The 20,681-nt window shown below is 38.9% G+C and carries 14 protein-coding genes and 4 pseudogenes; 9 read left to right on the top strand and 9 right to left on the bottom strand.

The features are described 5' to 3' along the window. The first annotated feature begins 40 nt into the window (after window positions 1-40). The 4 genes and pseudogenes from E4O00_RS02710 to E4O00_RS02695 all read left to right on the top strand — a co-directional run bounded on the left by E4O00_RS02710 (window position 41) and on the right by E4O00_RS02695 (window position 6,030). Window positions 41-697 (top strand): CpXC domain-containing protein, encoded by a 657-nt coding sequence (locus E4O00_RS02710; RefSeq protein WP_253678460.1) that lies wholly within the window; start codon window positions 41-43, stop codon window positions 695-697. A 6-nt stretch (window positions 698-703) separates the two neighbouring features. Beyond that, the gene (locus E4O00_RS02705) at window positions 704-3,049 is read left to right on the top strand and encodes a hypothetical protein (RefSeq protein ID WP_253678459.1); all 2,346 of its coding nucleotides are present in this window, start codon (window positions 704-706) and stop codon (window positions 3,047-3,049) included. 10 nt (window positions 3,050-3,059) lie between these two features. Then, window positions 3,060-4,305, top strand: a pseudogene (locus tag E4O00_RS02700) (carbohydrate ABC transporter substrate-binding protein). 66 nt (window positions 4,306-4,371) lie between these two features. Beyond that, window positions 4,372-6,030 (top strand): AMP-dependent synthetase/ligase, encoded by a 1,659-nt coding sequence (locus E4O00_RS02695; RefSeq protein ID WP_253678457.1) that lies wholly within the window; start codon window positions 4,372-4,374, stop codon window positions 6,028-6,030. Between the two features lie 37 nt (window positions 6,031-6,067). On the opposite strand, the gene E4O00_RS02690 is transcribed toward E4O00_RS02695, so the two are convergent. From E4O00_RS02690 to E4O00_RS02670, 5 genes and pseudogenes are all read right to left on the bottom strand, one after another. Next, entirely contained in the window at window positions 6,068-6,475 is a 408-nt protein-coding gene (locus E4O00_RS02690; protein ID WP_253678456.1) for a ParB N-terminal domain-containing protein, read from the bottom strand. A gap of 23 nt (window positions 6,476-6,498) precedes the next feature. Then, window positions 6,499-8,067: a hypothetical protein gene (locus E4O00_RS02685; protein WP_253678455.1), complete on the bottom strand. Its 1,569-nt coding sequence runs from the start codon at window positions 8,065-8,067 to the stop codon at window positions 6,499-6,501. Between the two features lie 76 nt (window positions 8,068-8,143). Beyond that, window positions 8,144-9,094, bottom strand: a complete 951-nt coding sequence (locus tag E4O00_RS02680; protein WP_253678454.1) for a M23 family metallopeptidase — start codon at window positions 9,092-9,094, stop codon at window positions 8,144-8,146. A 31-nt stretch (window positions 9,095-9,125) separates the two neighbouring features. Further along, window positions 9,126-11,251 (bottom strand): annotated as a pseudogene (recJ, locus tag E4O00_RS02675) (single-stranded-DNA-specific exonuclease RecJ). 26 nt (window positions 11,252-11,277) lie between these two features. Beyond that, a complete protein-coding gene (locus E4O00_RS02670; protein ID WP_253678453.1) occupies window positions 11,278-12,609 on the bottom strand; it encodes a thymidine phosphorylase in 1,332 nt (443 codons plus the stop codon). 156 nt (window positions 12,610-12,765) lie between these two features. On the opposite strand from E4O00_RS02670, the gene E4O00_RS02665 reads away from it, so the two are divergent. Then, window positions 12,766-14,184, top strand: coding sequence for a PALP domain-containing protein (locus E4O00_RS02665; RefSeq protein WP_253678452.1), 1,419 nt, complete (start codon window positions 12,766-12,768; stop codon window positions 14,182-14,184). Between the two features lie 27 nt (window positions 14,185-14,211). On the opposite strand, the gene E4O00_RS02660 is transcribed toward E4O00_RS02665, so the two are convergent. The 3 genes and pseudogenes from E4O00_RS02660 to E4O00_RS14115 form a co-directional block, all read right to left on the bottom strand. Continuing rightward, entirely contained in the window at window positions 14,212-14,718 is a 507-nt protein-coding gene (locus E4O00_RS02660; protein WP_253678451.1) for a deoxycytidylate deaminase, read from the bottom strand. A gap of 73 nt (window positions 14,719-14,791) precedes the next feature. After that, a complete protein-coding gene (locus tag E4O00_RS02655) occupies window positions 14,792-15,979 on the bottom strand; it encodes a glycine C-acetyltransferase (protein WP_253678450.1) in 1,188 nt (395 codons plus the stop codon). 109 nt (window positions 15,980-16,088) lie between these two features. Continuing rightward, a pseudogene (locus E4O00_RS14115) lies at window positions 16,089-16,781 on the bottom strand (hypothetical protein). Window positions 16,782-16,900: 119 nt separating this feature from the next. On the opposite strand from E4O00_RS14115, the gene E4O00_RS02640 reads away from it, so the two are divergent. Further along, window positions 16,901-17,668 (top strand): hypothetical protein, encoded by a 768-nt coding sequence (locus E4O00_RS02640; protein WP_253678449.1) that lies wholly within the window; start codon window positions 16,901-16,903, stop codon window positions 17,666-17,668. 146 nt (window positions 17,669-17,814) lie between these two features. On the opposite strand, the gene E4O00_RS02635 is transcribed toward E4O00_RS02640, so the two are convergent. Next, entirely contained in the window at window positions 17,815-18,522 is a 708-nt protein-coding gene (locus E4O00_RS02635) for an Rpn family recombination-promoting nuclease/putative transposase (RefSeq protein ID WP_253678448.1), read from the bottom strand. Between the two features lie 285 nt (window positions 18,523-18,807). On the opposite strand from E4O00_RS02635, the gene E4O00_RS14110 reads away from it, so the two are divergent. The 3 genes and pseudogenes from E4O00_RS14110 (at window position 18,808) to E4O00_RS02625 (ending at window position 20,518) form a co-directional block, all read left to right on the top strand. Next, complete coding sequence (locus E4O00_RS14110) at window positions 18,808-18,909, top strand: LysM peptidoglycan-binding domain-containing protein (protein WP_371921859.1); 102 nt, start codon at window positions 18,808-18,810, stop codon at window positions 18,907-18,909. Between the two features lie 16 nt (window positions 18,910-18,925). Next, on the top strand, window positions 18,926-19,639 hold the full coding sequence (locus E4O00_RS02630; RefSeq protein WP_253678447.1) for an RluA family pseudouridine synthase: 714 nt from the start codon (window positions 18,926-18,928) through the stop codon (window positions 19,637-19,639). Window positions 19,640-19,783: 144 nt separating this feature from the next. Beyond that, window positions 19,784-20,518 (top strand): annotated as a pseudogene (locus tag E4O00_RS02625) (Rpn family recombination-promoting nuclease/putative transposase). Window positions 20,519-20,681 lie beyond the last annotated feature (163 nt).

The raw sequence follows: 20,681 nt of genomic DNA, 5'->3' as shown, positions 1-20,681 counted from the left end.
TCTAAAATTTGGTATAATATGAGAATATTGGAGTTTTATTATGAAGATAAATTGTCCTTGCGATACAAGCTTTGAAATTGAACATAATGCCGAAATCAATTTGGATAAGGAACCTGAAATATTAAAAAAAATAGCTGACGGTTCATATTTAACATTTAAATGCCCTCAATGCGGAAGAAAAGTGCGTTCCGAAATAAAGACAAGAATCGAATGGCCCTCAAAAAATCTTACATTGCTATTCGTGCCTGAGGCAGACAGGATAGCCTGCCTTTCAAGCTGTTCGGGATTAAAAGAAATAAACGAAAAAACAAAAAAAGCAGAAAAGATAGAATATGAAAAAGCCGATGAAACTCCGGTTATAGGCTATTCGGAATTGGCTGAACGGCTTGCCGTTGTGGAAGCAGGGCTAGATCCTCATGCAATGGAAGTTTTAAAATTCTTTATCTTGGATAGCGGAAAGGATATAAAAGGAAAAAAGATAAAAATCTTTTTTCACTCGGTAAACGATGACGGCAGCTTTGAGTTTTATGTTTACGGCTTAAAAGAAAACCAAGTTGCAGTTATGAAAATTCCGGTCAAATTATATGAATCGGTTTGCCAAGATATAAAAAATAAAAAAAAGTCTGAGGTCTTTACGGCTGTTTATTTGGGAAACTATCTTTCCTATCAAAATATTTTTACCGAAGGAAGGGATTAATAGTTTATGAACAAAAAATATCTTTGCTTATTTTTTGCTTTAATTTTTTTATCTGTTTCGTTAGGAGCCCAAAATCAGGATCTCCCTTGGAGCGAGGTTGCCGAGCAGCCGGAAGCAAATAAGGATGTGTCACCAAAATCTAAAAATGAAACAAACCCATCAACAAAAACTCAGCCTGAAGCAAGCACAAACACAACACAGCAAACTCAAACTGAAACAGGCACGAAAACAAATTCCTCAACAAAGGCACAGCCTGAAACAAGCACTAATACATCAGCAGCATCACAACCTGCAACAAGCACTAATACATCAGCACCATCACAGCCTGACACAAGTACTAATACAAACATGCAAGAGCAGCCGGAAGAAAACTCAAACGCAGCACAGCCGGCTCAGCCTGTAACAAGCGAAAACACAGAAACAAAACCGGAAGAAAAAAAAATAAACGCTCTTGTATTTGCTCAGGCTATGACCCTTGCAGTTGCAAACGACAAGACTCTTTATTCACGCAACACAGCTTCAAGGACAAACGCTCCCGAAAAAGACAGATTCCGCTCAGCAAAGGTTGTACACAAATTTTCGGGCGGAGTTACCGAAATAATGAACTCAGGCACCTTACCGATATTTTTTGCGGCGGGAAAGGACGGCTTTGTTACAAGATATTCCTATCCCAAATTTGAGCCTGATACTTGGCAGCTTTCAAGTATGCCCATACAAAAAATAGCCGTCCATCCTCAGGGAAAACTTGTCGCTGTTTATGAAACAAACGGATTCAGCATCCATCAAGTTTCCCTTTGGGATTGGGCAAAAAAGAAAGCACTATTTTCAAAACGCTTATCCGATTCTGTCGTATCCCTTTCATGGTCGGCCAACGGAACCTACCTCTTCGTAGGCAATAGGTCTACCGACGGCATTACCGTATTGGATTCAAAGGGCATCGTACAAAATATTTATCAGGAAGCACCCGGAATAGTTTTTTTGGCAGCGACAGCATCAACCGAAAGAAGCATTGTAACTTACGGAGAATCGGGACGCCTTGTTTACACCGATATATCAAAGAAAAAAAAGCTAAAAGAATTCAGGACAGAGAACAAACTTGAAAATCCGAATCTTATAAAAAACTTTACAAGAATTATCGGCTATAAGGACAATAATGTCTACGTAATAGATGCCGTTACCGGGGAAACGGTATCGAAACATCAGGCCCGATATGCCCTCTTCGCTTCCAAAATCCAAGACTCGGTTCCTATTTGGATTGAAAGAACAAAACGAAAAAATGAATGGTGCATCAGACAGGGAGATGCTTCTTCAAAGGGCTTTTATGTACCGGGGAATTCCAAAATAACGGCAGCCCGCCATATTAAAAATCACATGATAATCGGAACCCGGGACGGCTCGATTTATATGATAGGCTTAAACGAAGACTCTTCGGTTAATCTTGAAAAACCTCTTGCCTACTCCGACTCAAAAATAGACGACATAACAAGCGACGGAAATGTTTTGTACATCCTAAAAGACGGAAAAATCTATGTTCAAAATTCACCTGAAGAAAAACCCGTTTCAATAATAGAAGGCCTTAAAACAAATAAGTTTACATATTATAACAACGGCTTTTTACTGTGGTCGGATATAAAAAAGGGAACTCCGATATCCCACTACTCTCTCGATACAAAAATCTTAAAAAGAATTATCACGCCTAAAGAAACGGTAATATCGGTTTCGGTTTATAAGAATTTATTTTTATATGTCGAGTCCTTTAACGGAGTTACACTGGTTAATTTTGAAAACGAAAAAAAAGAATTCGTCTATAATGCCCCCGGAATTCAAAATGCGGTTCAAGTAGACGATAGCACAATGCTGATTGCCAAAAGTGCCGTAGGCCGCTCTCAAACTCCGGTCTTTATAATAAACACCCTCACGGAAGAAACAAGCCCGATTCCTATGGAAGGAAATTTAGCCTTTTCCCTTGAACAAAATAGCTCGCGCCCTAACAGCCTTGCATGTTTTTTGACAGGGACAAATCCTTCACCTAAAACAGAACTTTTGCATATAGGCTTAAACCGCAAAAATTTAATCGACAGCACTTTTAAACCCATCCTTTCCTACAAAGAAGAAGATGTAGATGCTTTTTTGGAAATTTCGGGAAACGATATTTTAACAAACTTAGGGAACAGCTCGCTTGTTCACTACAATACATCCTCAAAGCAAGCCAGACGATTATCCCGCTCATATGGATTTCCTAAAGAAGCGATTATCTTAAAAAAATATTTTATAAGCCTCAACTTCGGCGATACAGTATCATGGTATGAGCGGAAAACCGGGGCGATTTTAAAAACAATAACGGTAGAATAAGAGAAAATTTATGAAAAGATATATTTTATTTTTTATACTTGCAGTGATAGTTTTTACCTCATGTTCAAAAACCGAAGAAGACAAGATAGCGGTAATTTGGACAGACAGAGCAGAGTTTGTTTCTTATTGTGAAGTTTTTAACAACTCTCAAAATAAATATAAAATTATTGTCGAATACAAAAAAAGTCCTGTTGATGCTCTAATAAATACGGATGTCCAGCCCGACATTGTTATCGGTGCCTGGCTTAAGGGAAAGTCCGCCAGAGTGAAATTCAAAAAAATCAATAATCTTTTTGGAGAAAAAAAGATAGACAAAAACGACTTTTATCCCGAACTTTTAAACTTAGGAAATATTTCGGGCAATCAATATCTCTTGCCTATAAGTTTTAACTTACCGATGATTATTTTCTCATCGGCAAACAAATTTAAAACAAAGAGCGACTTTTCAATTTCTCCTGATGAGATACGGGATTTTTCGATTAAGTTTAATAAGGCAAACAAAGGGAACTATACGGCAATGGGCTTTTCCCCCCGCTGGTCAGACGATTTTTTGTACATGAACACCAAGGGCTTCAATGCATCCTTTGAAGAAGAAAAAGACTTTTTTTCATGGAACGATAAATCGCTTCAAAATGCAATAAACTATATACGGGATTGGAGCAGCGAGGTCAATACATCAGCTGCGGCCGAGGACGATTTTAAATTTAAATACCTTTATGACTCGCCATATGTTTTGGTCAAAAACGGAAAATGTCTTTTTTATTATGCTTCAAGTGAAGAACTTTTTTATACACCTCAAAAGCGATTGGAAAATATAGATTTTAGGTGGCTTGCCTTTAACGGAAAAACCCCTTTAAAAGACGATATTTTATATGGAGGAATATGCAGCAAAGCAAAAAACTCTAAGGCCGCAGAAGCTTTTTTTATTTGGTTTTTTCAGGTTAAAACCCAAGAACAGCTTTTGAATCGGGCAAATGAGATGAATCTGATGATAAGCGCCTTCGGCCTTGCAGGAGGTTTTTCGGCTTTGCGGCAGGTAACCGAAAAACTTTTTCCCAGATACTACCCTCTTCTATTGTCGCATCTGCCTCAAACTCAAAGTTTTTATGCACCTCATATACTTCCGAGCAACTGGCCCATGCTAAAAAAAAGAGATTTTAATGCCTTATTTGAAAGAAACATGCAATACCTCAATTTATCCTGATTCGATTCCTTCGCTTAATAAAAAAATAGCGGAATGGTATAAAAATCAATAAAAATGCAACCTTATTACCGTTTAAGTGTCTTATTCATAGCAGATACTGTTTTTGCACGGAGGATTTATGCAGACAATTGATGATCTTGGAAAATACACATTTGATGCCTTATTAAAAAATTCGGTCTCAAAATTTTCAGATAGACCCGCTCTTTCATATGTATCGGACCAACCAATAAGCTATGAAGAATTGAATGAAAAAGTCAATTCGGTAAAAAAATTATTACATTCATTAGGCATAAAGCCTCTTGATAAGGTGGCGATATTCAGCACAAGCTCCCCCCAGTGGGCAATTTCTTATTTTGCCATAGTTACATTCGGAGCCATTGCCGTACCGCTTTTACCTGACTTTAATGAAAGCGAGGCAACCGCTTGCTTAAAACACTCGGAGGCAAGGGCAATCTTTGCCGGTGAAAAACTTTTGGCAAAGCTAAACAACACCGAAGACCTCGATATTATAATTAACATAACCGATTTTTCAGTAAAAAGAGGAGAGTTAAAAACGGACTCTCCCATGCCGGATCATGAATGTAAAGAAGAAGACATAGCTTCAATTATTTACACATCTGGAACTACCGGCCGCTCCAAGGGAGTCGTCCTCACACATAAAAACCTTATTTTTACTGCTATTGCGGGTCAACACTGTCAACGAATAAACCAATATGAAGTTGCACTTTCAATATTGCCCATGTCTCATGTTTATGAGTTTACAATAGGTTTTTTAATGTTTATGCTGAACGGAGCCTGTATCTACTATCTTGAAGGCCCGCCTATTCCCCGCAATTTGCTTCCCGCCCTTCAAAAAGTAAGACCTCATTTTATGCTGTCTGTTCCGATTGTAATCGAAAAAATCTACAAACAAAAGATTCTGCCGGCTTTTAATGCAAGTCCTCTTATAAAAAAGATTTACGGCACAAAAATTGGAAGAAAATTATTGTGCCGCAAAGCAGGAAAAAAGCTAAAGAAAACCTTCGGCGGCCGGCTTAAATTTTTCGGCATAGGCGGCTCAAAAACCGATCCTATTGTCGAACAGTTTATGGTCGATGCAAAATTTCCATATGCAATAGGATACGGTCTTACCGAAACATCTCCCTTGGTAGCCTACTCCGCAGTGTATAAAACTACACCGGGAGTAATAGGTGCTAATCTTCCCGGAGTCGAAATCAAAATAGGAGATAAAGATCCGCAAACCGGAGTCGGAGAACTCTTGGTAAAGGGTCCCAATGTAATGCAGGGATACTACAATGCCCCGGATTTGACAAAGGAAGTCTTTACCGACGACGGATGGTTTAAGACCGGCGATCTATGCGTAATGGACGATAAGGGCCGGGTCAGTTTAAAGGGAAGATCAAAAAATATGATTTTAGGGGCAGCAGGAGAAAATATCTATCCTGAAGATATAGAATTCGTTCTAAACCAGCATCCTCTTGTATCAGAAGCTCTCGTTGTAGAGGGTGAAAACACATCTTTAGTCGCCTATGTCCGCCTACAAGATGCAATAGGCGATGCCTTTTCAGAGCTTTCCAATGCAATACTTCATAAAAGGGAAGAAATGCTAAATGAGATAAAATTCTTTGTCAACTCAAAGGTCAACAAATTTTCAAAGATAGATAAAATTGAAGTTGTAGAAGAATTCGAAAAAACCGCAAGCCAAAAAATAAAGCGTTACCTTTATTCTCTTAGGCATGGAAAAAAACAGACAGAAGAAGAAAACAAAGAAGAGTAATAAAAAAGCCTCCTAAATTAAGGAGGCTTTTTTGTTTCTAATCTCCAGCCGATTCCTTTTTTTTACCGAAAATTCGCTTAAAAAATGACTTTACCGAACGCCAAAATCTTACAAAAAACCCGGGATTTTTTAAGCGGTTAAGACGCGTAAAAGCATTTAAAAGCTCCTCATCAGAAAACTGCTGTCTTTGTACATTTTCTTCAATCTCAATATCAAGAGCGAGGCTTTCATCCTCTAAAGAAAGCACTCTGGCTTCTATGGTTTTCCAACCAAGTTTTTTTGCAGCCTCCAACCGTCTCTGTCCGGCTATGAGCACCTTATTTTGATCGACAATGATCGGATTTAAAAGCCCTATACGGTTTAGACTTTCTGCCAGCTCATCAATTTCTATAAATTCTTTTCTGGCTCTTTGCCTTACTCTTATCTCCTCTATAGGAATCTGCATAAGTCCTCCTTGTATCAAAGGATTTATTTTTTATACTCCTTTGACATTGTTTCCATTTTCATCATAACCTCATTTTTAAGTTTTGTCCACTCCTCAGGGCTCATTTCAAGAACATTAAGTCTATCTTTAGGCATTTCGATATTTTTTAGAATCTTGCTGCTTATAACCATTTTTGATTCAAGCTCAGCTTCAAGGCTGCCTCCGCCAAGTTCTTCAGAAACATTTACATTCATTTTATTGATGGAGAATTCCGCAGTGTCGGCACTCTTATTAAAGCTGCCCGAAACCGACATTTCCATTCTTTCCATCATATTATCTTTATCCGTATAATCTTTATCTGCTTCGTTTTTTTCTGCATATACAGGTATCATTTTTGGGAAACCGAAATTCATTAAAACCTTAAAATTATCCGATTGCTTTGTTTTATCGATAAGCACGGAATAATTTGCATCTGCAAGTAAGATTTTTTCATCCATCGAATTCTTGGCATTAAACTGCATACTTATTTTAAAATCGGCCTTATTTTCGTTTGATGAGCCGCTGCTTTTTAATTCTATAGAACGGGAGGCGGGATCTATACTATCAGCCCATTCTATGCGTGCATTAAAACTATTCAGAACATAATCATAGTCTCCAATTTCATAGCTCAATCTGAGCATGGGTTTGTTTTCTACAAAAACGGTAAACATATCTTTTGAAATTAATCCGTCTTTTACGCTTATTTCTTCGGCAATACGGAAACCTTCAGGGATAGCCAATTTTTCGGGCGAAATCTCTTCGGAAAACTTATCCATTATTTCTTTTGTAAGAATATTTTCATACATACTCAACATTAACTTAAGCCGGTTATCGTTTTTTAATGCATACCAAAAAAGGGCCGGAACTTGTTTTAGATCTTCATTATTAAAACTAACCATATAACCGGAATCCGTTTTTTTGATGTCGGCATTTTTATAAAGAGATTTTTCTGCTTTGGCATATCTTTTTTGAGAATGTCTGTCAAGCTTCATAGTCATCATGTTTTTTATTTCGTTATATGAAAAATTCATATTAAAAAACGAAAGAAAATTGTTAGGCGAAATGAGAGCCAAGAATTTTCCTATACCGTTTGAAGGCATATAGAATGTTTTATTTTGAACAGCAGGACTTGCCACCTCAATATTTTTATTTCCCAATTTCATAATCAACATAGGAAGTTCCGGCATTCCCGGCCTCGGATTTTTAATACCGTAAGAATAAATTATAGATTTTTCTTTTTGGTCATTGATAAAAGTAAAATTTAAACCGATGTTGTTTTCGATAAGCTTCTCAATACCGGCTGTATTCAAAGGTTTCTTATCAGCCTCGGTTCTCTTAATAGTATTTTTAAAATCCTTAATCCCGGCATCAAAAGTAATCGAACCGTTTTTTTCCAGTTCACTGCTCATAAAATATTCATCTGCAAATTTCTTAATGGATTTTTCGGCTCTTACCCTCGACTCTTTTTTTAAAGCAATAAGGGCTCTTTCATCCTTGCTGCCGCAAGAAATAATCAGTAGTCCGGCAAGGATGCCGCTAAGGGTGAATAAAATAAAAGATTTAAAATTTTTCATATAGTACCTCACAAGAAAGATTATAGAGGATTAAAGAGTTCTTGTCAATACTATGTAGCTATATAACCATAAAACCCTAAAACAATTCTTTTTTGAGAAGAAGTTCGGGATCGGCAGGCACTTCGTTTATGCGAAGTTCCCAATGAAGGTGCGGGCCTGTAGAAAAACCTGTTGTCCCTATATCAGCTATTTTTTCTCCTTGCTTTACAAAAGAATTCTCTGATACATGAATCTTGTTGAGGTGATAATAAATGGTGTAAACGGCAGGAGCGTGCTCTATCATAAGGGTCCAACCCGTTACTATCCTGTTTTCGGCAAGCACAACCTTACCCTCCCCGGGAGCAAAGATAGGGGTTCCGATAGGGGCCGGATAATCGACTCCCCAGTGCCGGCTTACCGCAGTTTTCCCATCAATATATTTTGAGGTGCGTTTTTCTGCAAATGTAGAGCTTATTCTTTTAGCATCAAAGGGCATCGAAAAGGGGCCTTTAAAATAAAGGCTTTCAATATTTTGTACCTTTAAAATTTCTGCAAATCTGTTTCTTTGCTCATTTTTTTTGGGGCTTTTGTCTTTTAAAATTTTAGTGTTTTTTGCACTCAGCTTCATTACAAGTTCTTTAAATTCTTTTTCCAAAACCTCAAAGCCCCTGTCCTCTTCAAATAGGGCCTCATCAATTATCAGATGAGTCCGAATCTTCCATTTTCCGCTCTTCCACCAAACAGCAACAGCAGCAATAGCAGCCCATTCTTTTTTCGATTTATCGACGGGAAAGGCATTGATGGTTTGCACTTTTTTTTCTTCCGTATTGTATATGGTAATCCATGCTTTTTCTATTTTTCGTTTAGCTTTAAATTTGACGGTAAAAAAAGATCCCAACTCTCCGCTTGCCGGCATCGATACAATATGGGAAACTTTTCCTGATTTATTCTTTTGTTCCCCATCGTAAGCATCCGTTTTGCCCGATGCGTAAGTATTTAACAAAAAGCAGAAAAAAATAAGTAAATGGAGCTTTCTTTTTTTTAACATTTTATCATCCTTGATTTTAGTCAATATATAGCTAATCTATTTTCTTTAAGTCGCGGATCACCATCTTCGGAGTAACGGATCCGTTAAAGTAATTTTTCGATATATTGAATACTATATCGGCATAATCCCCAACCTTAAATTCCGTTCCGAGTTTTTCGGCAGCCTTCCAATAAAGAGCAGTCCATTTATATTTTCCGCATTCCAAATTAAAACGCAGGTGAAGAGGCTCTGCCTTGCCGATAATGTTTGCATTTAAAATTTTTACCCGCTTTGTCATAAATGTCAGTGCCGGGGAATTACATCCGTAGGGCTCAAATTTATCGACCAAGTTTAGGATTTCGGGTTTTAAATAATCGTGGGGAAGCTCTGCATCAATTGTAAGCGTTTCGGCATTTGAATCATTTTCAAATTCCATTGCTATGGAAAATTGTTTTAGACTGTCCAAAAACTGCTTCAACTTTTCCTGCTCGATGCCGAAACCGGCCGCAAAATCGTGTCCGCCGTAGTCCAAAAAAAAGCTCGCTGTATGGCTCAAGAAAATCCAAAAGACGGAAACCTCTGGCTGACCTTATGGAGGCAACTGCACTTCCGTCCGGCATAAGGCAGATGGCAAGGGCCGGAAGTTTAAAGTATTCGGCCAACTTTCCTGCAAGAATTCCGGTAATTCCTCGATGAAATTCCGTACTGACGGCAACTACCAATTTTTCGTTATAATCCTTTAAGCTTTCAATAGCGAGAGGCAGGGCAACTTCCCAAGCCTTAGCACCGAGAGCCTTTCTATCCTCATTCATTTGAAATATTTCTTGAGCCTTAGCCGTTCTCTCGCCTGAGTCTTGAGCAAGAAAAAGCTCGATAGCCGTTTCGGGCCGGCCCATTCTGCCTGAAGCATTCACCAAGGGAGAAATGTTCCACGCTATGTCTTCGGTTCCTATGGGAGCTCCCAATAGTTTTTGCATGGCCATAAGGTCTACAAGACCTAAGCGGGGTTTTTTGTTTATCTCTTTTAAGCCTTGTTTTACTATGATGCGGTTTTCGCCGGAGAGCTCCATCAGGTCGGCAAGGGTCGAAAGGGCAACCAGCTGAATTTCGGAGGCCTCGCGTTTTCCGTAAAAATTATTTTTTTGCTGAACAAAGGTTATGAAGATATTTTTAAATGTTTCAAGTTCCGAGCGGTCTTCTTCATAGTATTTTCCTATGGTAGAAAATTCCTTTAAGCGTAAGAGGCTCATATCTCCCATCTGCGGGAATTGTTTTGCAACCTCGCTCTGAAAATCAAAAAAATTAAATTCGATTCCGTTTCCGAAGATGTTTTTAAGCTGCTTTTTTTTGCAAGGGAGCATCCCAAACAAATATTTGCTGACCGTTTAAAAAAGAGCCGAGCCTTGTTTCCGAAAAAGAAAGCATTCCGGGAACGACGGTTTCGGTAATTTTCCCGATTTGAACCATGTTTACAAGTTTTACGGCTTCTATCGAATAGGCATCATTTACAGGCCTTACGTTTAAAAGGGAAACCTGCTGTTTATAAAAGGGATGCATTCCGAAGCGGAGAGCGGTGATGAGCTTCCACGCCGTTGCACAGCCTGATAGGTTTTCGTGGGGGTAGCCCGAATCGGGAACCTTACAGTTTATTATTACGGCAGCATCCGGTAAGGTCTCTTGGGGAGTGTGATGATCGACCACGATTACATCAATGCCTAAACTATTGGCTTTTTCGATTTCTTTAAAATTGGAAATGCCGCAGTCCACAGTGATGATAAGGGTACCGTCATTTGCGGCGTGTTTTTCGACAGCTTCTATAGAAAGCCCGTAGCTTTCATCCCCGGTCGGGATGCGCCACGACACGTCAAGGCCCAGGTCTTTTAGGGCCTCATAAAGGAGGGTTGTGCTTGTGATACCGTCCACATCCCTGTCGCCGAAAATTAAAACCCTCTCGCCTTCTTCCCTTGCATCCAAAATACGGTCTACGGCATCTTCCATGTTCTTAAATAGAAAGGGGCTGTGTAGATAGCGCATATCGTCTTCCAGATAGAATAAAATATCCTTACCTTCTATAATTCCGCGGCGTACCAATATTGCCGAAGTCAGGGGATCACAGCCGTATTTTCTTTTTATCTCGTTTACCAGCTCAGGGCCGATTTCTTTTTTTTGCCAGTTCATTTTTTTCTCCGCAGCAGGCCTAAATTTTAAAGATCTTCTTGTCTGATAATTTTAAAAATAAGCTTATCCTTTTGCGGAGCCTTATCGGAATATGCTACAGCGTTTTTCAATAAAGGAATCGAAGCAGAAACCGAAGCCGAATCCTTTCCGTAGACCCTCATTATAAGATCGCCTTTTTTTACCGGGTCTCCCTTGTGTTTTAAAATTTCGACTCCGGCATCGGGGCATACAGGATCGGTGGTTTTGTTTCTTCCGACTCCGAGGTTTACGCCGGCCATTCCGACCTCAAAGGCGTTTATGCTTTCGATAAAGCCGTCCTTCTCGGCCTTCAACTCTTCAAAGAATTTACTTCGGCGGGTTTTATATTCGGCCATGAGGGTCTTAGGATTGCCGCCTTGAAGCTCTATGTTTTTCATAAAAAGCTCCAAGGCCTTGCCTGAACTTACGGCTTCTTTTGCAAGAACAAGCCCTTCTTCTTCAGTCTTTGCCTTGCCGCCGAGGATGAGCATGTGGGCTGCCAGCTGTAATGTAAGCTCGGTGCTGTCGGCGGGGCCTTGCCCCTTTAAAATATCTATCGTTTCTTCTATTTCCAAAAAGTTTCCGGCCATTGTGCCGAGGGGTTCATTCATATTGGTTATAAGAGCCCTAGCCTTTTTTCCCATAGCCTTAGCCGTACCTACAAGGCTCACTGCAAGAGCTTCCGCATCGTCCAAGGTTTTCATAAAGGCTCCTTTTCCGCATTTTACGTCGAAAACGAGGGCTTCGGAGCCTTCTGCAACTTTTTTCGACAAAATACTCGAAGTAATAAGCGGAACAGACTCTACAGTGGCCGTAACATCCCGCATTGCATAAAGTAGGCGGTCGGCAGGAACAAGTTCCTTTGTCTGCCCCGTCATAGCAAAGCCGGTTTTTTCTATAAAAGACCTAAATTCGGTTTCGGTAAGGTTAGTGCGGTAGCCCGTAACGGCTTCAAGCTTATCGAGGGTTCCGCCCGTATGCCCGAGGGCCCGGCCGCTCATCATCGGAACCTTAATGCCGTTTGCCGCAACAATGGGTGCAAGCGGAAGAGAAAGTTTATCCCCCACCCCGCCGGTAGAATGCTTATCGACAAAGGGCCCTTCAAGGCCTGAAAGATCCATTACCTTACCGGAATGAAGCATAACATCAGTAAGGACGGCAGTTTCTTCAAAGGTCATTCCGTTAAAATACACGGCCATAAGCCATGCCGAAATCTGGTATTCGGGTATTTCGCCTCTTACATAAGAATTTACAATAAACTCTATCTCTTTGCGGTTTAGGGGTTCAAGATTTTGCCACTTTATTCCGCGTTTTTTCATAATAATATCTGTTGCTCTCATGTGTTACCTCTCGTTTTTGATATTAGTATGAAAGGGCATAAATGTCAAGTCTAAAATTTTCGATTTTATTGAACGGATAAATTATTGACAATCAGCGGTATATATTGTAAAATGTCAAATGTGAAGAATATATGTAAAACTTGTGGATAAGTAGGGATGAAATTTTACGATATAACAGATAAAAACATTCAGGTCTCTTTTAAAGATGCCGTACTAAGAGGTTTTAACTCTGAAACGGGGGGAGTTTTTATGCCCGCCGAATTCGGCAAGTTAAGTCAGGCTATGATTTACCGAAATCCGCCCCCTTCTTTTAGGGATATAAGTTTTGAAATCATAAAGAATTTTTGCAAAGATGAAATTCCTGACGGAGATCTAATGTCGATAATAGCTCAATTTTATCCGCATAAGCTCCCGATAGCCCCGATAACACCCACAACCTATGTTTTAGAGCTCTTTCATGGGCCTACTTTCAACTACAAGGACATAGGAGCCGCTTTTTTAGCCTATCTTTTGGAATATTTTAACAAGGATGAAGACGAAGAGATTAGCCTCATTGTCGCAGCCTCAGGCGAAAGAGCCTGTGCCGTTGCCTCAGCCGTTTCTAAAGTTTCAGGCGTTAATGCCCTTCTTTTGTATCCTCAAGGCTCATTGACGGAAATACAGGAAAACATCCTTTCCTCGATGCCTAAAAATATCTATCCGATTTGTGTGGAAGGATCCTTTGAAGATTGTGAGAAACTTGTGGATAAAGCACTCAAAGATGCGGATTTACTGAAAAAATTAAAATTGGTATCAGGAGGAGCATTAAACATAGCCCCTATTTTACCTCAAACAGCATTCTTCGTATATGCAGCATTGACCGTTTTATACCGCAGCGATTATGACAACAAAATTGAAAATCCTTCAATTATAGCATCGGTGCCTTCAGGAAGTTTTTCATCCCTTACGGCAGCCCTGATTGCAAAAAAAATGGGAACTCCAATAAGCGGTTTTATTTCGGCCGAAAACGAAAATCATGCTGTTTCCGATTGGCTGACCCTTGGAAAATTTGAAAAAAAAGCGGCAGTAAAAACCAATACCCCGGCCTTGGATATTCCAAGCATGATAAATTTTAAAAGGATGCTTCAAATATACGATTTTGAAGAACTAAAAAAACTGATAATTCCTTATTGGATTGACGGGGCCGGAACTGTAACGGCTGTAAGATCTTGTCATGAAAGAACAGGTTATATAATAGATCCTTACGGAGCTATGGCTTGGACAGCATGGCAGGACATTTATCACGGAGCTTTAAATTCCTTAAAACGAAAAACGCCCGAACAAGATAAACAACCCGGAATACCTTCACAATATGCAGATATAGAAACATGGGCATCTTCAATCCATAGAAACAATATGGTAAGTATAATCCTTCAAACCTCTCATCCTGCAAAATTCCCGGAAATTATGAAACCGGCCATAGGAAGACCTCCTTCCTTGCCCGACAAGCTTGAAAGCCTTCAATACAGACCCTTAAAAGCTGTTAATGTGCCGCCCGACTACTCGGCATTTAAAGAATGGGCCTTATCTCTCTAAAGGCTTAAAAGTAAAAAGAGCAATTCCCTACTGACCCTTATATTCTTCCAAAGAGTCCGAAATATGCTCGAGGATTATCCCGGCTTTTTTAAACATTTCGATTGTATCGGCAGAATCGTGATAGCGTTTTTCGGCTACAACACGCACTATTCCGCAATTTATGATGAGCATGGCGCAGGTGCGGCAAGGGGTCATCTTGCAATAGAGGGTTGCTCCGTCTATGCTGATGCCTCGCTTTGCTGCCTGACAGATGGCGTTTTGTTCTGCATGAACGGTTCTCACGCAGTGTTGGGTAATGCTTCCGTCCTCGTGCTGAAGTTTTTTAAATTGGTGACCGACATCATCGCAATGAGGAAGGCCTGTGGGAGCTCCTACATAGCCGGTAACAAGAATTTGGTGATCGCGCGCAATAACGCATCCCGACCTTCCCCGATCGCAGGTAGCTCTTTTTGCGATAGCCCTGCAAACATCCATAAAATACTCATCCCATGAGGGCCGTCTATATTTTTCTTCATTGTTATTTGTTTCTGCCATAAACTTCTCCATACAAATAAAGCACCGGTTTGAGCTTTACAAATCGGTGCTTTTTTATCTTAAAAAAATAGGATTAAAGAATTCCCATTTCTTTGCCGACTTTTTCACAGATTTTTACGGCTCTGTCAAGCTGCTCTGTGGTGTGGCCTGCTGTTACCATACATCGGACTCGGCCTGTTCCCTTGGGAACCGTGGGGAATACGATGGGGCCTGAGAATAAGCCGTTTTCAAAGAGCTTTTTGGAGAACTCCAAGGTTTTGGCCTCATCACCGATGATAATCGGGGTGATGGGGGTTTCGCTGTGTCCGATATTGTAGCCGAGCTTTCCTAAGCCCTCTTTAAAGTGCTTGGCGTTTGCCCAAAGTTTGTCCGTATGTTCGGTTGATTCCATGAGCATCTTAACGGCTTCTATGGCGGCTCCTACTGCTGCAGGAGGAAGACCTGTCGAGAATAAGAAGGGGCGGCCCCTGTTTTTAAGCCAGTCGATTGTTACCTTTTTTCCTGCAACATAACCGCCTACAACACCGATAGCCTTTGAAAGAGTTCCCATTGCAACGTCAACTCTTCCGTGAAGCTTAAAGTGGTCTACGGTTCCGCGTCCGCTTTCTCCCAAAACACCGCTTGAGTGAGCATCGTCAACATAGGTTAGACAATTATATTTTTCTGCAAGAGCAACGATTTCGGGGAGCTTGGCGATATCTCCGTCCATAGAGAAAACGCCGTCGGTTATAATCAAAACATTGTTGTAGCTCTCTCTTTTTTCTTTTAAAACCCTTTCAAGGTCTGCCATATCCGAGTGCTGGAAAACAGCCTTGTCGGCCTTTGATAGGCGGGTACCGTCGATGATTGAAGCGTGGTTAAGCTGATCGGAGATGATTAGGTCTCCCTTATCGGTAAGAGCCTGAATAACGCCTGCATTGCAGTTAAAACCCGATTGGAAGGCTAAAACGGCTTCCTCTCTTTTAAATTCGGCTAAGAGCTTTTCCAAGTCGTCATGAATCTTCATGTTACCGATGATGGGGCGTACGGCTCCGGCTCCGGCTCCGTATTTTTCGATTGCTTCGATAGCAGCCTGTTTAAGGCGAGGATGATTAGCAAAGCCTAAATAGTTGTTGGATGAAAGGTTAATAACTTTTTTTCCGTTAATAACACATTCTGCATCGCTCGGTCCTTCAAGAGTAACGAGCTCCTTGTATAAGCCTTGCTCTTTTAATTCTTGAACTTTCTTTTGTAAAAATTCCATATCATGGATATTCGACATAGGTTCCCCCTAATAAAATGTTTAAAATTCTTAAAGACAATCAGCCTTTAATATGGAGGTATTATTTATCTTTTTGGCGATATTGTCAAGAGCCGAGAAAAGACTCACACTATAGAGCTTTTATTTCTTCAATACTTAATCCTGTTCCTTCGGCTATTTTAGCAATATCAACTCCAAGCCTTTTGAATGAAGCAGCCGTTTCGAGCTTTGTTTGGTAAGAGCCCTCGGCAAAGGCGATTTCCCGATCTTCTGCACGCTGCAAGGATATATCCGTATTATAGTCGTATTCTGCTACTAACATATTTATTACCTCCTCTTTTTAAAATAATCGGGCATCTTCTGCGTCACTACGCAAAAATAAATGCTCGGCGTATACCAGATACGCCTCCGCTTTATTTTTACTAGGTTCCTTGAATCTACTCCGCCTATTTTCAAAAAAGCTAATTCAAAAACCGCCATGGATGGCGGTGGTTTTAACTTTACGATGTTTTGAGCTATGCTCAAAACTCGAAGTCAAAGAATGTACATGGAAGTACATTCTTTGACCGGACATATTCGGGTTTATTGTTGATTGATGTTCAGCAAGTACTATTATTTTGTTATTAACAAGATAAGACACATCATTATAAAATGTCATATAGAGAATCTGATCAAGCCTAATATTTTTTAAATGCTCTATTGCCGTAAGTTTGGTGTTATGCAAGGCATTATAGAGCGATAAAAAGTTTTCTTTAGCTTTTTCGTCTTCGCTGAACAAGTCAACAAAAACCGAATCTTTGTATTTTCTATTGGCCGTACTCATAGCCGTTTCCTCTATTTTTAAAGACTGTCCACCATTATGCGGATGGACACACCGGCCTTATGTGTGCAGCTGCCTGAATATTAAAAAATAAAAGTTTTACAGCGGAAGCGTAAACGGGATTGCCAGCCGAAGAAATAGCTATTGGAAATTCACTTATCAATGTTGCGAAAGATGAAAGCGGAAATATAATTAAAGCAACAGGAAAAAGTATAAGATTTATTTATGATTTAAACCTTTGCAAAACAGATTTTAACACAGGGTATTTTGGTAAAAAAAGTGGTTCAAATTTATCAATAGAACAACTTCAAGAGTATTATAATCGTTCTGATAAAATGCAGATAGATGATGCAACAATCACTTGGTTAAATTCTGAAAATTTCAAGGGAAATTTTTTTAAAAATATGTTAACTAATGTTAGCTTCATAAATTGCGATTTATCAAAAATAAGTTTCCATAAATCTCAAACAGGTGAAGGGTATCTTAAATTTGAAGATTCAACTCTACCAACAAATATGTCAGGTTCTGCTATTAATAAGATAATACTAAAAAATATAACTTTTCCCAAAGAAGAATTTAATAATAACACAGAGTATGGCTTCAGTGATTTACCATATAATTTACCAAACATAGAGAGTACTTTAGAAATATATGGTGAAATAAAAAATAGTATTTTAGATGGTGCAACTCCTGAACAATTAAATTCATTAGTTCCACAAAAAAATATGCCTCCAAAATACAAAGGTTCACAAGAAATATATAACAGACTTAAGTATATATTTAGTGGAGAATCACAAATTAAAGATTTTGGAAATTATCAGGGTTCCATACAAAAAATCAAAGATCAGCTTCTTGCTTTAATACAAAATCAAGGCAGAGCCCGTGGCTAGTTAATCAAAAAATAAAAAACCGGCTATCCCGACAAGGTTAGGCCCAAGGGGTAACCGGTTTTTTAGTCTTGACCCTCCCTAAGTTTTACGCAAAAAACTGCCTGCGGCAAAGCAGGGCAGTAAGGGAGTAAAAGCCTCTTATTCAACTATAATTTTTCAATTTCCGATTCGGGAAGGCCGGTTATCTCTGTAATTAAAGCTATATCAAAGTTTTTTAGCTTCATAAGTTTAGCGGTTTCCCTTTTATTGTCATAAGCACCTTTATCCCTAGCGTCCATTTCAAAAGTTGACATTAATCTATACTCTTGTCTTGCCTGTTCGCTTTGTTTTACTGTCTGTATCATTTTTTCTATCCCCCTTGTAAATTCGCTTTTTGCCTTACCCGTTTTAAGGTATGTTAAAAATTCCTTTAATTCTTTGTTCTCAGTGTTTTCAAAGGCCTCTGCATTGATTATAACCTTTTTTACACCATCTTGTAAAGATAAGCCTTTATCTTGAATACAGATATTTTCAAAGGTATAAACAGGCCTGTTTTTGCCTATAGCATCAAATAAACAGATAAAAATTATAAAGCTGTCATTTAAATTATTATAAGAATTTCCCTTATCCAAAAACGAAATATCTATAGCAGCTTGATAAAACCTCATTCGTTTCGGGATATTGCGTTCATTGCTTACCTGCATTTCTACATCATAAAATTTACCGCTTTCTGCCTGAACTAAGACATCAAACCTTACGGATTTTGCCTGTTCATAGGTTTTAATACTATGCTGCACCGAGATATACGTAATTTTACCTATTGTATCGGATAGTATCATTTCGATAAGTTTTTTACAAAGCTTCGGATTTTGCATTCCGCCATGGACGGCGGTGGTTTTAGACTTTCGAGAGTTTTGCTGTCAAGCAAAACTCTTAGATTAAAAATGTACAAGGACGTACATTTTTAATCCATCGTCTGTAAAAGTTAAATCTTCAAATCTTTTTACCATTCGTTTTCTCCTAACTTTTTCACATTTTCCCTCCTCATTATATTTATAGTAATTATTTGAAAAAAAGAGCATAAAATAAACCCGCAAAATCCGAATGCTGAATTTATCAAAAATAACCGTAGCAAAGAACGGATTAAAATCTTTTGATAATTGAAAAACAGGCTGTTTTATGATATAATCAAGCTCGGAGATTCTTTACAAAAGATAGCTCAAGCTACGGGCTTAAGCCTTGAAGAGATCGAAAAGCTTTAAAAATCGGTAGTTTAAAATGCAGAACGAGTTGAGAATTCTATTTGAAGATAATTTTTTTGCCGTGGTTTTAAAAAACTGCGGAGATAATTCCCAGACCTTTTTTAAAAAAGCCTTTAGCGAAAAAAAATATGCCGAGGCCGTAAACCGCTTGGATAAGCCGGTAAGCGGCTTGGTTCTTGTAGCTTTTTCTCCTCAAATGCATACAAAATTAAATAATCTTTTTAAAGAACAAAGTATAAAAAAAGAATATTGGGCGATCTGCAAAAAAAGAGAAGAAGCCGACCATCAATTTCCCACAGCAGATTTTGAAATAAACCATAAGTCTTTATACAAAAAAGAATTTTGCGAAGCCTATCTTGAGTTTAACACAAAACTACAAAAGGGCTTTGTAACCGAATCAAAACAAAGAGGAAAAAAAGCCTCTCTTTATTGGGAGCTTTCAGGTATCGGAGACAACTATAATTTTTTACGTGTCTTTCCCGAAACAGGCCGCACCCATCAAATCCGTATTCAGCTTGCTCACTTGGGGATGCCGATAAAGGGGGACATCAAATACGGTTCCGAGCGCACCGAAAAATCCGGCGGAATAAGACTCCACGCCTACTCTTTAAAATTCTGCCATCCTCAAACCCGAAAGCAAATGGAAATTTCAGCCCTTCCGCCCTCTCCCGATGCGCTGTGGTCAGCCTGCATTGAAGCTTGCTTGAAGGCAAAAGAGCTTGACGAATAGATTAGAGCTTTTCGATTTCGGATTCGGGAAGGCCGGTTATTTTCTTGAATTTTTTAAAATTTTCCTATGTATTACAAACAATTTCTATAATAATTATGAGAGGGGAAAAACTATTCCTTTAAATAATTTATCATGGAGGTTGATATGAAACAAGCATTTAAAATTACCCTGCGAAACGACTACGCCTTTAAGCGGGTCTTCGGAGTTGAGGAAAATAAGGATGTACTACAGGATTTATTGGAATGTATCTTGGACATTTCTCCTGAAAATATCACAGGTTTGGAACTTTTAGATAAGGAGTTTCATAAGGAGCTTTTAAGTGAAAAATTAGGTGTATTGGATATAAAACTAAGAATAAAAGACGGAACTTTTGTAGATATCGAAATTCAAAACCTTTGGCACCGTGATTTTGCTGAGAGAACTTTGTATTATTGGTCTAAAATGTACAATGGAGGTATAAAGCAAGGTCAAGACTATACAAAACTTCCAAAGTGTATTACAATAAACTTAATAGGGCAAGGTTTTAATAAAAACAAACGTCTCCACAACAAGTATCTTGTTATGGAAAAAGACACAAAAGAGCCCTTACTTTCAAAGCTTGAGATTCATATACTAAACCTTGAAAAAGCTAAAACCTTAAAATAATCTCAATGCAAAGATAATAAAACAAAAGGCTTATTAAACTGGCTAAAATTTATCGAAACCGATGATAATGAAGGTTATCAACAGGGGCTTGAAGCCGGAATTGAACAAGGCTTTGCTGATGGAGCATATAAAACAAAACTTGAAACAGCCTCTATGTTTAAAAAACTAGGAATAGATATCGAAAAAATAGCTGAAGGAACAGGCCTTAGTAAAGAAGAAATACAAAAATTATAGCAATCACAAATCAAAAAACAATCCAAACATAAAAAAAAGCGGACATCTTTTCCCGTAGGAAAAGGATGTCCGCTTATCAGCTAATTTTTATTGGAGCGGCAGCGTAATCGCCCGGCTGTTTAAAAATTCAATTTTTAAATAGCCGAGGCGAGTACTAGGAGCC

The organism is Treponema sp. OMZ 788 (assembly GCF_024181245.1).
Lineage (GTDB): Bacteria > Spirochaetota > Spirochaetia > Treponematales > Treponemataceae > Treponema_B.
The sequence above is the reverse complement of the archived record's forward strand: the minus strand, read 5'-3'. Positions and strand labels throughout refer to the sequence as shown.